This is a genomic window from Okeania sp. SIO1H4, assembly GCF_010672695.1.
Classification (GTDB): Bacteria; Cyanobacteriota; Cyanobacteriia; order Cyanobacteriales; family Microcoleaceae; genus Okeania; species Okeania hirsuta.
This window is the reverse complement of record NZ_JAAHGB010000115.1, coordinates 1-14,269: the sequence shown is the minus strand read 5'-3', so window position 1 is coordinate 14,269 and position 14,269 is coordinate 1. Positions and strand designations below refer to the sequence as shown.

The 14,269-nt window shown below is 34.8% G+C and carries 13 protein-coding genes; 4 read left to right on the top strand and 9 right to left on the bottom strand.

The annotated features are described in order from the left end of the window. Positions 1–614 precede the first annotated feature (614 nt). On the bottom strand, positions 615–1,631 hold the full coding sequence (locus tag F6K06_RS31980) for a VOC family protein (RefSeq protein ID WP_124147468.1): 1,017 nt from the start codon (positions 1,629–1,631) through the stop codon (positions 615–617). Between the two features lie 413 nt (positions 1,632–2,044). Beyond that, positions 2,045–3,259 carry an HhoA/HhoB/HtrA family serine endopeptidase gene (locus tag F6K06_RS31975; RefSeq protein ID WP_124147469.1) on the bottom strand — a complete coding sequence of 405 codons (1,215 nt, stop codon included), beginning with the start codon at positions 3,257–3,259 and terminating at the stop codon, positions 2,045–2,047. Positions 3,260–3,339: 80 nt separating this feature from the next. Here F6K06_RS31975 and F6K06_RS31970 point away from each other — a divergent pair, with 80 nt between their 5' ends. Both F6K06_RS31970 and F6K06_RS31965 read left to right on the top strand, forming a co-directional pair. Continuing rightward, the gene (locus tag F6K06_RS31970) at positions 3,340–3,711 is read left to right on the top strand and encodes a metal-sensitive transcriptional regulator (RefSeq protein ID WP_124147470.1); all 372 of its coding nucleotides are present in this window, start codon (positions 3,340–3,342) and stop codon (positions 3,709–3,711) included. 336 nt (positions 3,712–4,047) lie between these two features. Continuing rightward, positions 4,048–4,725, top strand: coding sequence for a DUF2834 domain-containing protein (locus F6K06_RS31965; RefSeq protein ID WP_124147471.1), 678 nt, complete (start codon positions 4,048–4,050; stop codon positions 4,723–4,725). 31 nt (positions 4,726–4,756) lie between these two features. Here F6K06_RS31965 and F6K06_RS31960 read toward each other — a convergent pair whose 3' ends face one another. Together F6K06_RS31960 and F6K06_RS31955 are read right to left on the bottom strand one after the other, a co-directional pair. Then, on the bottom strand, positions 4,757–5,206 hold the full coding sequence (locus tag F6K06_RS31960) for an SRPBCC family protein (RefSeq protein WP_124147472.1): 450 nt from the start codon (positions 5,204–5,206) through the stop codon (positions 4,757–4,759). A gap of 1,517 nt (positions 5,207–6,723) precedes the next feature. Then, on the bottom strand, positions 6,724–6,867 hold the full coding sequence (locus F6K06_RS31955; protein ID WP_287240011.1) for a hypothetical protein: 144 nt from the start codon (positions 6,865–6,867) through the stop codon (positions 6,724–6,726). 151 nt (positions 6,868–7,018) lie between these two features. On the opposite strand from F6K06_RS31955, the gene F6K06_RS31950 reads away from it, so the two are divergent. Beyond that, entirely contained in the window at positions 7,019–8,089 is a 1,071-nt protein-coding gene (locus tag F6K06_RS31950; RefSeq protein ID WP_287323344.1) for a DUF3466 family protein, read from the top strand. 489 nt (positions 8,090–8,578) lie between these two features. Here F6K06_RS31950 and F6K06_RS31945 read toward each other — a convergent pair whose 3' ends face one another. Together F6K06_RS31945 and F6K06_RS31940 are read right to left on the bottom strand one after the other, a co-directional pair. Then, the gene (locus F6K06_RS31945) at positions 8,579–10,225 is read right to left on the bottom strand and encodes a radical SAM protein (RefSeq protein WP_124155588.1); all 1,647 of its coding nucleotides are present in this window, start codon (positions 10,223–10,225) and stop codon (positions 8,579–8,581) included. Positions 10,226–10,739: 514 nt separating this feature from the next. Continuing rightward, positions 10,740–10,952 carry a hypothetical protein gene (locus F6K06_RS31940; RefSeq protein ID WP_205127290.1) on the bottom strand — a complete coding sequence of 71 codons (213 nt, stop codon included), beginning with the start codon at positions 10,950–10,952 and terminating at the stop codon, positions 10,740–10,742. 357 nt (positions 10,953–11,309) lie between these two features. Here F6K06_RS31940 and F6K06_RS31935 point away from each other — a divergent pair, with 357 nt between their 5' ends. Then, positions 11,310–11,444 carry a hypothetical protein gene (locus F6K06_RS31935; protein WP_287308824.1) on the top strand — a complete coding sequence of 45 codons (135 nt, stop codon included), beginning with the start codon at positions 11,310–11,312 and terminating at the stop codon, positions 11,442–11,444. A gap of 656 nt (positions 11,445–12,100) precedes the next feature. On the opposite strand, the gene F6K06_RS31930 is transcribed toward F6K06_RS31935, so the two are convergent. The 3 genes from F6K06_RS31930 to F6K06_RS31920 all read right to left on the bottom strand — a co-directional run bounded on the left by F6K06_RS31930 (position 12,101) and on the right by F6K06_RS31920 (position 14,073). Beyond that, a complete protein-coding gene (locus F6K06_RS31930) occupies positions 12,101–12,355 on the bottom strand; it encodes a SemiSWEET transporter (protein ID WP_287240006.1) in 255 nt (84 codons plus the stop codon). Positions 12,356–12,816: 461 nt separating this feature from the next. Beyond that, a complete protein-coding gene (locus tag F6K06_RS31925; RefSeq protein ID WP_124144027.1) occupies positions 12,817–13,464 on the bottom strand; it encodes a fumarylacetoacetate hydrolase family protein in 648 nt (215 codons plus the stop codon). A 252-nt stretch (positions 13,465–13,716) separates the two neighbouring features. Next, the gene (locus F6K06_RS31920; RefSeq protein WP_240041677.1) at positions 13,717–14,073 is read right to left on the bottom strand and encodes a class I SAM-dependent methyltransferase; all 357 of its coding nucleotides are present in this window, start codon (positions 14,071–14,073) and stop codon (positions 13,717–13,719) included. Positions 14,074–14,269 lie beyond the last annotated feature (196 nt).

Below are 14,269 nucleotides of genomic sequence, written 5' to 3'. Positions count from 1 at the left end.
GTCGCAACGCCAGAAAAATCGAATGGCGCACTCATTCGTTATTCACTTTTAGCCACCTCTGTGATTATTTAGGGCTTGCTGATTAACTATCAAAGCCCAGAAATGTAAAGGTTTCAGTATTATTGGGTTGAAAAAAAATGCCAGCTTTTCGGTTAAGAAAGCTCATGCGTATTAGCATTTTGTGCAAGAGTTGGGCAGAAAAATTAAGGGACAATTCTTCCAACTACATCCTTTGCAATTCCCATTTATCCTGACTCCTGACTCCTACCCTCACCCATAAGACTTTTTCAGCAAACCCTATTTACAGCACTTTTAAAATTGATGAACCACATCTTCACAAGCAAAACGTTGTAGGAACCTTCCATGGAACGTCCCTACAGTGGTGGTAGTGGTGGATTGTAATGGTACAGAGCATCTTGCTCCCGTTCTAATTTTCCTCCTCTCCCTTCTTCCCTCCTGACTCTTGACTCATGAGGACTCCTACTGGAATGACACACCTAATTTTGTGCGGGGCGATTATTGGGGTAGGGGCGGGTTTATCTAATTGGTTAAGACTCATTAATTTAACGTGGAACCCGCCGCTACTATTGCAACATTTTAGGTGTGTCACACCACTACTTACTAACTAAATTCCAGAAATAACCATCAGGGGCGACAAAAGAAAAACTTTGTTCGCCAAATTCGTTATCAACAATATCTGTAACTTCAGTTGCTGCTGAATTTTTAACTCGGTCAAAATAATATTTTATATTATTAACTCGATAAGTATACAAAGACATTCCCAAGCAACCAGGTCGCGAATATTCAAAACAGCTTTTCAACTTCATTGCTTCAGGAAATCGAATAATATACATTCTGCCAGAGCGTGCCTCCTGCCAGTTTATTGAGGAGCGTGGATCGTCAAAAGTTGTAACTCTAAACTTTTCCCCCGGTTGCAAATCAAAAATTTGCCTACCTGCTTGTGAACTTTCATAAGTAGTTTCATCATCATCCCGCGACCGCAACAAACCTAACACATCCTCGTAAAACATCAATGTTTCTTTGCTATCATCTTGCACCACCATACCTGCATGGGTAAATTGGCTAGTGTTCAAAGTAGAGTTATGATTAATTTTGCCATATTCGGGCACTGTATAATTGAAACGTTGAAACAATACCTGACGTGTTAATGGTTGCAGCAACATCATTTCCCGCACTCCCACTACCGGATCGATAAACGGGCGACCTTTATCCATTTTGTAAATCATTTCCCACTGAGGAAAAGTATATTTAATTGGCAAACCTGCTAACTGAGCATCTTCAGCATGGTTAAGAATATTCAAAACATCTGCTGTTAAGGTTGTCCCCCAACGGTTGCCCAAAACTTTCATTGATGTCATTTCTAAACCTTCATTAGTGGGGTTTTCCCAAGTCATCAGGCGAATCAAACCATGGTCGGCATTTTGATGTTCGAGTCGAATTGAGCGCAGATGAGAATTGACTCCATATAAATTTTTCACTGTGGGAGCAGTTAATTCTCCTGTTTGCCCCATGCGATAGCCAAATTGTTGCCAATATTGAATCATTGATAAGGTTTCGGTGATACCTATACAGACTTCGTAGATGCCTTCGATAGTGGGATTTTTATTCATATTTTTTATACACTAGCTCCTATGTTCGGGTAATTATTTATAATAAAGCCTTTGTTTGTAGTTGGGCTTTAGTCCCTTCCCACTATAGCCTGGATCAAGCCCAACTACGAGCCCTAAGAGCAGCTCAATAGGATATAATTAGGACTTACGCAGTAAAACGTTTTTTCGTCATTGCGACCGACAGGGTTTGCGGAGCAGTCCGGAACGGAAAGCAATTTCTCATTTAGTTTTTCCTACCTCATGCGTAAGTCCTAATCATATAATAAATTATTCGATTTGTCATTGGGAGGCGGTAACAGAGTAAGTTAACCTTCTAAGTAAGTTAACCTTCTAACTTTGGGTCGATAGGCGATCGCCAAGCTCAAAGAAGTCGGGTTTATAAATTCCCTTCCCTCCTGACTCCTGACTCCTCACTAATAATTCATTTGTCCGCTCACAACAAATAGTTCTTGTTGTCTACCATTTCTCAGAATTTTGAACTGCAATTTTTGACCTACACCACTATCTTCAACTTTCCTCTGTAATTGTTCAGCACTAATTATTGATTGATTATCAATTTCTACAATTACATCTCCTTTCCGTATCCCCGATTTTTCTGCTGGAGTACCAGACAAAACTTTTGTTACTAAAACTCCCGTTACCTCCGGCAAAATTAAAACAGAATTAGGGTCGCGATTATTTTCTTTAGCAACTTCTGGAGTTAAAGTAATCATTTGAATACCAACAAAAGGATGAGGAACTTGTTCTCCACGAGCTAATAAATCTTTAATTTCCTTTGCTTTATTAATAGGAATAGCAAAACCAATACCCATAGCATCAGCCCTAATTGCAGTATTAATTCCTATTACTTCACCCCGATCGTTCAACAACGGACCCCCAGAATTTCCTGGATTAATTGCTGCATCAGTTTGAATAAAGTCTAATCTCTTATCAGGAATTCCTACTGCTGAACTAGGACGTTTCAAAGTACTAATAATTCCTAAAGTAACAGTGTTATTAAATCCTAGGGGATTTCCTACTGCTATTGCCCAATCTCCTACCTGTACTAAATCTGAATTACCTAAAGTTGCTATTGGTAAATTTTCACCTTTTGTATCAACTTCAACTACTGCTAAATCTGTGACTTCATCTGTTCCTTTTACCTCCCCAGTAAACTGTCTTCCATCATTTAAACTTACAGTAACTTTGTCAGCTTTATCTACTACATGAGCATTAGTTAAAATGATTCCTTTAGAGTCAATAATGAAACCAGAACCTTGACCTTTTAATAACTCTTTTGAAGATGGTGGCATTCGTAACTCTCCACCAAAGAAACGGTCAAAAAAAGGGTCTTCAAGAAGTGGATTAGTGGGACGGGTAATTAGTCGCTCTGTGTCAATTCTCACTACGGCTAAACCTACTTTATTGACTGCCTCTGTAACAAAACTATTACTACTTCTAGTATTTAGATTTTCTGGTGCAGTTTGCAATGCTAATAACTGAGGATTTGATAGTCCTTGGAATAGTCTTGAAGCTGCCATTGCTTGTGGGGTCGGTACACAAGTAACTATGAAAGTAAAAACAATAAAAATGGCCAATAATTGAGAAGTTATTTTGGTAATTGTTTGAGAAAATTTGCGCAATCTCATAGCATTAAAGTTTCATTGACTAACTGAGTGGTATTAGTGTTATAATACTCCTAATCTTAACTATATTATACTCAAAATCTATGGTGGTATCTCAGCAACAACAAAAAGAACAGCTACCTCATAATCAAGCCAAGACAGAGTCAAATTCGGAACATAACCATCACTCTTCTGCTCATCCTCATGTTCATAGTGAAGAATCCCTACAACGTCTCGTGAATAGATTATCAAGAATTGAAGGGCACGTTAGAGGAATTAAAACTATGATCAAAGATAGTCGTCCTTGCCCTGATGTATTAGTACAAATAGCTGCAGTTCGTGGTGCTTTAGACCGAGTAGCTCGTATGGTTTTAGATAACCATTTATCTGATTGTATTGCCCGGGCAACTCAAGATGGAGATATTGATGTTGAGGTTGAAGCTTTAAAGTCAGCTTTAGACAGATTTTTACCTTAATTAATGAATCTTTTAATGAGTCTTTTGAGGATGAATTATAACCTCTAGCATCTAAAAAGAAATCAATATTTTTACTAGACAATTAAGTTATAAGTTAGAAGTAAGCTGCAAAATCAGCAGGCAGTTATTTCAGTTATCAGTTAACAGTTAGCTTCCTACGGAGGAGCCATGCTAACTGTACTTCCTGCAATAGGGAGGCTTGACATTAGGAATATTCTCTTTTTTTATCCGGAGACTTTAGACCACAATTTTTCGGTAATAATATTTCATCAAATAATTTGACATTTCAACAAAGCAAGAAAAAAATTTTATTACTAAACAACTACCAAACAACTTATGTTAAAAAAAATAGCTTTGTGGTTACTTTGGATTGGGTTTAGCACTTACGCATTTCTGCTAGCACCTCCTGACCAACCAGATACCTTAGAATTAATCCAAAAATTGTCAACAGGTCAATGGGAAAATATCAATCCATTAATTGTATCTCTATTCAATATTATGGGCATATGGCCGTTGATTTACAGTTGTTTAATGTTCTTTGACGGCAGAGGAAAAAAAATACCAGCATGGTTATTCTCGACATTATCATTTGGAGTCGGAGCATTTGCTATTTTACCCTATCTAGGATGGCGTCAACCTAATCCAAAATTTTCAGGAAAAAAGAACTTATTTTTAAATATTTTAGATTCTCGAATTTTAGGAATTGCTTTAACAGTAGGTACAATTTTATTACTAATATACGGTTTAAAAAATGGTGACTGGGAAGATTTTATTCAACAGTGGCAAAGTAGTAGATTTATTCATGTAATGAGTTTAGATTTTTGTCTGTTGTGTCTATTATTTCCCACTTTATTAGGAGATGATATGAGCAGGCGAGGAATGAAAAAATCTCCGTGGTATTGGATAGCATTAGTTCCACTTTTAGGTCCATTAATTTATTTATCTGTACGTTCGCCTCTATTAGCAGCAGATACATCTACAATATCAAATAAACAAGAAGCTACAGCAAATTGATAGTAGGAAACCTGAAAATAAATCCATTACTTTAACTTTGTTGGCATTCCCGTTTTGTAATATCATGTCTATACCGAAACATGTCCTCTAGTCGAGAATCTACCCACCAACCTAAAACAGATTCTGCTAACCAATCTCCAGGCAAAGAAAATGCGATCGCATCAGTTAACCTAGTCTTACCATCTTCTTCACTAAATTGATGACGATGAGTCCAACTATCCATTGGCCCTTCTTTTTGTTCATCAGTAAACAGACGATATTTTTCATATTCCGTATGTAGGGCCACCCACCTCACAGGAATTGGACCGAGCCAAATTTGAAATTCTGATATAGCCCCTACTTCTAGTCCACCTTGACGACGAATGACTTGTACCGGTTGCCAAGGTGGGGTAAGTATTTGCAGAATATCGGAACGTTCGTGAAATTCCCAAACAACTTCAACTGGTGCATCGATTAAGGTTGAATACCGAAAGTGCAACATTTTAAGTCCTCAAAACTTATCACAATTATTATTTTCTAAATTATTTTTATCATTTTCTTTGTGGGTTTAATACCCCACCGTCAACGGGGGTGTTCACGCATTACTTGGGGGAGCGTAGACGCGGAGCGGCAGGTCGTTGACTATCCCCATGTAATTTTCCTCCTGTCTCCTGTCTCCTGTCTCCTGTCTCCTTCTTCAATTCAAATTTTAACTGAATCTGGAAAATTTAAGTATATTCTACCATAAAGTTGCAGTTCTACTTGGCTTTTTGGTCGTTAGTGCTTTAGTCTGAGACTGGAAGTAAAAGCTAAGGTCAAAAACTAATCAAAAATACTTGGCTTGCTGATTAAATCTAAAAGCATTGATATATAAAGATATTAGCCAATGGATGTATAAAAAAGCATAAGGTTTTTGATCCTTTAAGCTGAAAATGTGGGGATTTTAAGTAGACAACGGCAGAAAAATTGAGGGAAAATTGTTCCAAATACATCCTCTGTAATTCTTGATTTATCCTGAATTATGACTCCTACCCCCACTCATAAGACTTATTCAGTAAACCCTACTTAATCTGACATAACCCCTCTAAACTTAGAGGGTTTTTTTATTTCAATAAACTTTACTTTTTCCCAATTAGTCTATTACTTAAGCATAAATCGTTTCTTTTTACACCAGTATTTTTTCGTACTAACTTAAATTTAATTTTGTTGATTTTTAATCATGTATAAAGACTAATCAATTTCTGGATTTATGGGAAAATTTTGTATAAACAAATATTGCACAGATCACTAAATAACATACTTACTAAGGTACAAACTTGAGTGAAATTGAACACTACCAGTAAAAATTTAGAGATATTGCGTACTTGAAATTGAAATATAAATGATATACTTTTGAGAAAATTCTATTATAATATGAAGATTTGGTAAAGCAAATTCAAAATAATTGCTACTTTTATGAAGAATCAGTAAAGATATGTCGTAAGTATAGATATAAAAATCTTATTAATTTATGATGTTATTGAAGTTGATTGATTGAACTTTAAAGCGAACAATATTCATGGGAGCAAAGAAAATATATCAAAAAAAGACTAATAGACATCTCCGAAAATAGTAAAACACTTACTATAGCTATCTTTTGATGAGCGATCGCTATCTACTGTTGATAGTTAATTTTTACGGTAAAATCAGTATTTCAGATACTTACTATTACAAACTCTCAAAAGAAGTAGCCCTAGTATTTAACTGATTTATATCTAGAGCAAGGAGGATTTACTACTACAAAATCAATGTACCTATTAGTAGTCGAACAATACCACAAATAATTATGACTATTTGCTCATATTTTTCTGGCTTTAACCTAAATCTTTCTTGGACTACTCTGAAAATTTTTATCAATCTAATTATATGTTAAACAAAAATTATTTTTGAAGATATTTCTTTGTTTTTCAACTTTTCCGATTCAGTTAAATCTCTATTTTTTGGCTTTTTTTTGGGAGTTTTAATTCTTGATTCGCCAACCTAGGCTTTATGTCCACTAAATTTTTGTTCTTGAGCGAATTTTTGTTGGACTTCACGAAAATAGTTTAAGTAACTTTTTTTTCCTGGTTCACCTGCTGATACTTCTACAATATCTTTACCTAACTGGTCATAATTGGCTGTCAAAATTACATTTTTTATTATTATCTCATAACTTAGATGCCTAATATAAATGGCTGATTGATTATGAAATTGAACGTAATTACTTATTTTATTCTTGGTTAGTAATTAGTAAAGCGAAAATTTTAGATAACCCCTAAATAAATTACAAATGACTATGATTTTATCTCAATCTATGGCTCATAAAATCCATACTTTCCCAGTCTCATCAAAATTACGGTTGTCCAGTGTAACACAATCAAATACTACTACTGCTGCCTCTTGTTATGAGCTGACTGACTTAGGTACATTTAGAGACTATGTAAGTGTAGCCAAAGATATTAACGACTCTGCTCAAATAGTTGGTTATTCAATTAACGATATAGGGCAAAAACAAGCCTTTGTATGGGACTCTGACGAAGGTATGCAAGATATTGGTACTATTGGTAATAATTCTAGCTGTCCCTATAGTATTAATGATTATGGCCAAGTAGTTGGCTCTTCTGTATATGATTGTGGTCAACGGAAAGCTTTTATTTGGGATAAGACAAAAGGAATACATCACCTTGATTCCAAAAGTAATAATTTGAGTGAGGCTTATTGTATTAATAATTCTGGTCAAGTAGTAGGTTTTTCTGTCACTAATAATGGTCAAAGAAAAGCTTTTATTTGGGATGAGACAAAAGGCATACAAAATCTTAGTATTTCTGATGATATAGAAAGTAGTGCCTACGCAATTAACTATTCTGGTCAAGTAGTAGGCTATTCTGTTTCTTCAGATTTAATCGTAAAGGCTTTTATATGGAATGGTGACAAAGATATCCAAGAATTACCAGGTTTTTTAGGTTCAGATATTAATAGGTCTGGCCAGGTGATTGGTTTTTATTCTATGCCTCAACACAATAACCGAGCTTTTTTGTGGAATGGCAGTGAGGAATTTCAAGACCTTGGTACTATTTCTCATAATGTCAACTTACAATTTTTTGACAGTGAAGCTAATAGTATTAATGATTTTGGTCTAATAGTTGGTTCTTCTGACAAGCTAATAAATACAGAGCAAGAAGGATGGGCTAAAAGAGCTTTTATTTGGGATAGTCTTAATAAGATGCAAGACCTAAATGATTTGATCGATCCTTCCTCTGGTTGGGTTCTTAAGGAAGCACGATCTATTAATAATCATGGGCAAATTGTTGGATGGGGAATGAAAGATAAAAGTAGTTGTTCTTTTCTGTTAACACCTATTTCCTAGGGTGCATCTCAATTTTGAATAAAGCCAAAAAATTATTGATTTTATGGAACAGGGAACAGGGAACAGGGAACAGGGAATAGGGAATAGGAAAAAAGTATTTTTGCAAATAGCAAATATGAGATACACCCATTTCCTAACAGAGATAATAGATAATACAATTAGATATTTATAGGTAGTGGTTTTCCTAGATAATTCATACTCAAACTGTAATAAATATCGCTTTGCCTCTATTTCTAGAAGCAAAGCTACAAATTCAACAATTAATAATTAATAATTACCTCTCCTTTAAAAGTAAGCATTCAGCCATCAGCCATCAGCTATTGCTTTTAGTTTACGATAAAAGCTTGATTAATTATCTTACTAGAAAAGTTGGCTCTCTTGCCCTTAAAATCTATATTTAATTTAAAAACTGTCCTTAAGGAGAGAGTCTTGTTACGCTCAAGCTGACAGCTAATAGCTGAATTATTACAACTCAGTCAGGGATTACTTCTAACTTCTAACTTCTAACTTCTGACTTCTGACTTCCCCTATTGCCTCTGCTAAATGTTTCTTTAAAGTTGTTATTGGTAGAGGACCTTGAATATGATTCCAAGGCAAAATTTGCTCTAACTTCCAATCATCAAAAACATAAAAATCCAACTCTGGTAACTCCCCACGCAACTCCTTAAAAGCTCTCTTATAACTACCCAAAGAATCCCCATAATTCCTTACCAATTCTAATAAATTAGATAACCTTCTATCTCCCCTAGAAATTAATCCCTGTATCACCGACCATTTATAACTTTCTGGGCGAAAATCTATCCCTTTTGACCGTAGTTGTTTCTCCAAAAACTTCAGCCTTTTTTCTGATTGAGAGTTGACTCCAAACCATTGAAAAGGTGTGTGAGATTTCGGTACAAAAGTGCTACATCCCAAACTTAATCTTAAACCAGGAGCAGCTTTTTTCAAAGCCAACATCATTTCTATCGTAGCATCTAAATCTTCTACTTCCTCTCCAGGTAAACCCACCATTCCATAAAACTTAATAGCTTTTAAACCACCAGCTTTAGCATTAACAGCAGCTTCAATAATTTCCTCATTTTCCAACTTTTTATTAATTATTTTTCGTAGGCGATCGCTCCCACTTTCTACAGCAATAGTAATTGATTTTGTATCCCTATTACTTAAAATTTTTGCTAATTTTTCCGTCACCGTATTTGTTCTAACCGATGCAATACTCAACCGCACATCATCATATTTTGGCTGATTCAAATAATTCAATAAACTATCAAATTCAGGATGTTGAGTTACCGAAGCTCCCAATAAACCCAAACGTTTTGTAACAGTTAATCCCTTTTCAATAGCAGGAATTAGAGACCCTTCTAAACTAGCACTTCTAAATGGTAAAGTCAGATAACTTGCCAAACAAAAACGACACATTTCCGGGCAACTTCTCACCACTTCTACCATAAAAATATTTTCCCAAGCTGCCTTTTCAGTCACCACAGTAGAAACAGATAAAGTATTACCCCGATAGGTTTGTTTTTGCACTACAACAGGAATATCCTTATCTATAGGTTCAATAGATTTAATAGCACCATCAACACTTTCATAAGTTACTTCATAAAGACTCGGAATATAAATTCCTGGAACTTGTGCTAAATGTCTTAATATTACTTGTTTATCCTCTCCTCTAACTTCTTTATAAGCATCAATAAAATCCCCCAATAAATTTTCCCCATCTCCCAATAAAATTACATCAAAAAAATCAGCAAAAGGTTCAGGGTTTGCCGTTAAAACAGGTCCGCCACCAAATATTATTGGATAATTTTTTGCTGAACGATTTTTAGCTCTAATAGGAATTTCTAAAGATTCCATAATCTGGAAAATATTGACATAATCAAGTTCCCAAGAAACAGAAAAACCAAATAATTCTGTTTGCTGTGGAAGAGGTTCATTAATATCAGTAAATAAACGACTAACTTGTAGATCGGAACGCATTGCTAAAGTTGCCCAAACAATCTGATAACCAAGGCTAGTTATTCCTACAGTATATTCATTAGGAAAAGCAAAAATAATTGGTATGGCACTAGATTCAGGTATTGCTGGAGTGAAGAGTAAACGTTCAGTATTAAATATATTAGTATTAGTAGACATATTTTAGATTATAAATAAGTAGGTAGGCGATAAAAATTACCGTTATGGTTCAACAATCAATAATTAACAATTAATAATTAATAATTACCTCTTTTTATAAAGAAGAGAATTGCCTCAAAGGATTTTTTTCTTTTTTATCCATGAATGGAGAGGCTTTATACTTTAATTTTTCGGTAAGGAGAAAGCAGAAGGAAAAAGGTTATTGATTTATATATTTTTGTGGGCACAACTCTGATATACCTGTGAAACAAGCAATGCCTGCTAAAGGGAGTTTTTCCAAAAATAGCAGATCGAGTATTGTAAAGTTTAAACATACATAAATATATAGCCATCCTAGTATAGATATGAACATTAGCTTTAGGGTTAGTGTTTACTGATGCTGGAATTAATATGGTTTCTAACGTGTTAGACTTTGGACAAAAACGGAGTAGTTAGCGTAATATTTATTTACGCTAACTACTGGGATTAGGGTTTAGAAACAGAATCAAATCTGGAATTATCTTCGTTTCTCACATTATTGATCATCCTGAAGAGCATAGGATGGGTCTGGTTCAATTTCTCCACCGAAACAAATATCTAAATAACTTTCTGGAAGAGAATAAATAACCCTCTCCAACTCATCAATAATATCCCTTCGAGTCATTTTTTCAACTGCATCAATATCAGCTTCACTTCCTGGTTTTCCTAAATATTTATATTGAGTTTTTTTCTGACTATCAGTAGCCATAGGAAAAATCGGTGAAGCAGATTGTAATCTATAATAATAGTACAGTTTCTGATTTCTATCTCGTCATCAAGTTATCACAAAAGGGAACAAAAATTCTCGAAAATAACTAAAAGTTGGCATTTGAGTCGGCGACAACTCTTAATTATTTCTATTTTTCAGTGATTATAGCGGTTTTCATTAACATAGAATACAGCTATTAGGTCTGTAATTATTAAACTTCAAACATACTTATATTTTGTCTGTAGTCTACCTTTGTGAAAACCGCTATAAATTCACTGGGGACAGAGGGATATTGCCCTGTTTAGTTAGCGTAATTATTACGCTAACTATTTTTTCGTTTTGGACTTTGGACAAAACGTGGGAAAGGGTAGTTCATTTGACAAATTTAATTATGATGGTAAAGCCACTCAAATGAATGTTTTGTCTCGTTATAAAGCTTTTTTAGACCACCCAGTGATTTTAAAGATACTTGCCAACAAAGAATTAAATTAACTCTCTCAAGAAATATTTGGCTTAGTTATCTAGTGTAATGTAGAACACTAATACCAGTAAATAATTGCTAAAGTTTCCTAAACAATCTGATAACCAAGGCTAGTTATTCCTACAGTATATTTATTAGGAAAAGCAAAAATAATTGGTATGAAATTAGATTCAGGTATTGCTGGAGTGAAGAGTAAGGATTCAGTATTAAATATGTTATATCATGTGCGGATAATTAGTGATGAAAAAAACTTCCTCATTCTTCCTTCTTCCTTCTTCTTTCTTCCCTCCTGACCCCTCCGTCGTTTATTTATAAGTATTCAACTGGACATGATATTAGTAGGAATTACACAAAATAGAAGTATAAAATAGGCTCAAATATAGACAGGAAAAGACTTTTACCTCAAAAAGACATAAATCCTTAATTACCAAGGGTTCTAGGCATTTTTAGGGCATTGACCTAATTTCCTGATCTAGACTGACTCTTAGTCATTTTTCAACCATAAAATGTTTAAATCCCATTAGTAGATATATTAAGTTATAAGTAATCATAGAATATAGTATTTATCAAGAAGTGTAAGATAGATTTACACTGATATATTTTATGTTATCTGTTACCTAAAAACTCCAATTTTGTATCTCATTGAAGCTAAAATTACTATATTGAGTTATTTATACTTTAATTTAAACCATAAAATCGGGGAGGCTAAAGTCAGTGTGGCAACGTTGGTAAAAATAACTGGTACATCTTTAACCAGAATGCCATAAATTATCCAGATCAATACACCAGAGCAGAAAATAGCAAACATTTCTAGGGAGATATCTTTTGTAGAGCGAGTGCGCCAAGTTTTGATAACTTGAGGTAAAAATGAAATAGTTGTTAAACTACCTGCTAGTAATCCTAAAACTGTTACTAAGTTCATAATAGATGCTGATAATTTTAATACTTGTGCTTGAAACTTATCGGTTTTTTTGTTAACTACAAGACTTATGTCGCACTGCTATATATAGCGTATAATTTCCCGATTATTTTGGTATTGTAACTATAATTATTGCTGTTACCTAATTCCTGAATTAATATAGTATTAATCACTTAAATTCAACTAAATTTCTCTTGATATCTTCAACATAAATATCTCGTATTTGAAATTTGTGGTATCGATCGATATGTAGCCTTCGTTCAATTTATCTAATTTTTTAATCCTGAAAATATTGTCAACTTATTAAATATTATACCAACCAACAAAGTTATTAATAATCAGACAATTTAACTTAAAATTCAACTATAGTAACTGCCAAGGCGGTTAGAACTTATGCGGATAACGAACCTCAGACAGGAAAATGTTTTTCCTTCTGTTCCCTGTTCCTTGTTCCCTACTATACATCAATTTCTAATAATCTCAGCCTCCGCAATAACTTCCCCATTTAGAAAAGCAACTAAATAATCATTATTATTGAGAGGCCCAACATTAGGTGGAGTCCCAGTTAAAATAATATCCCCCAAACGTAGCGGTATATTCTGACTAATGAAACAGAGCAGGTCTTGAATTGAAAATAACATTTGTTTGGTAGACCCTTTTTGGCAAACTTCACCGTTGATTTCAAGTCTGATTTCAAGTTCTTCTATTTCTGTGACATCATTCAACTTGCCAAACTTTGACAATGGACAAGCATTTACAAAACTTTTGGCTAGATCCCAAGGATACTTTTTGGCCCTCAACTCATTTTGTCGATCGCGAAGAGTCAAATCTAGAGCAATACCAACACTACTAATTGCCTGTAAAACCTGATTTAGATCCGCCTGATACAAATCAGTGCCAAGTTGGATAGCAATCTCTGTTTCATAATCGCATCGTCCTAAATTAAGAGGTAACAATATCTTTCCTTCAAATGGTACAACACAACCAGGGGACTTTGTGAAAATTATCGGTTCTTTCGGAACTGGGTTGTTTAGCTCTTTTGCATGATCGGCATAATTACGACCTACACAATAAATTGAACCAATTGTTTTAGCTATAGTCAAGGAACTCATTGTTGAAAATTAGGATGTGCTGACCTATTATATCATACTAGACTAGCAATAGAATACGGCGTTGGTGAAGCGCGTGTATTATATTAATCTTAATTATTTAGGAGTCAGGAGTCAGGAGTCAGGATTCAGGAGGAAAGAAAGAAGAAGAAATAAGGAATAGAAGGATAAAGTTTTTTGTTCGTGCTCTTATCTGGACAGGATATCATACCTCTTTTTACCAACGCCTAGAATACTAATATAGCAATCACCCAATCAGATGTGAGAATTGAGATGTTCCTTTAAAGTATAGAATATAGCAGTTATCTTACTCTTATGTATTCGTTTTTTTCTTCTTATCTGTTGCCAGATGAGCTGTTGCCTAAAAATCTCCAATATCTCACAACTAAAAAGAGCGCCTTGACTCCAGGCGTGGGTAAAGGAGCCATTCTCGAAAGGTAAATTAGTTGCTGATTCCTTTTGGAAGGTAACCCGCAGAGATGGGAATTTACTTGCCTTTGACCGAGCATTGTCTATATAACTACTACTAATATCGATTCCGACGACCTCACATCCTGTCTGTTGAGCTAGCCAGATTGCAGCATTACCATTTCCACAGGCAATCTCCAACACTCTTGACTCCGCAGTAATACCACTCTGAATCGGGTGCTAAAAGAAGACCGCCTCAGTGCGGGCATTGAATGGACTAAACCGTAAGGCATTGGATGAATTATTACAAGCTTTTTGTGTCCAACTTGACTCGGAAGCGATACGGCGCTCCGCCACCCTCCGCGAACGCTCTTTTGCCAAAAACCTAGAGTTCGAGCTT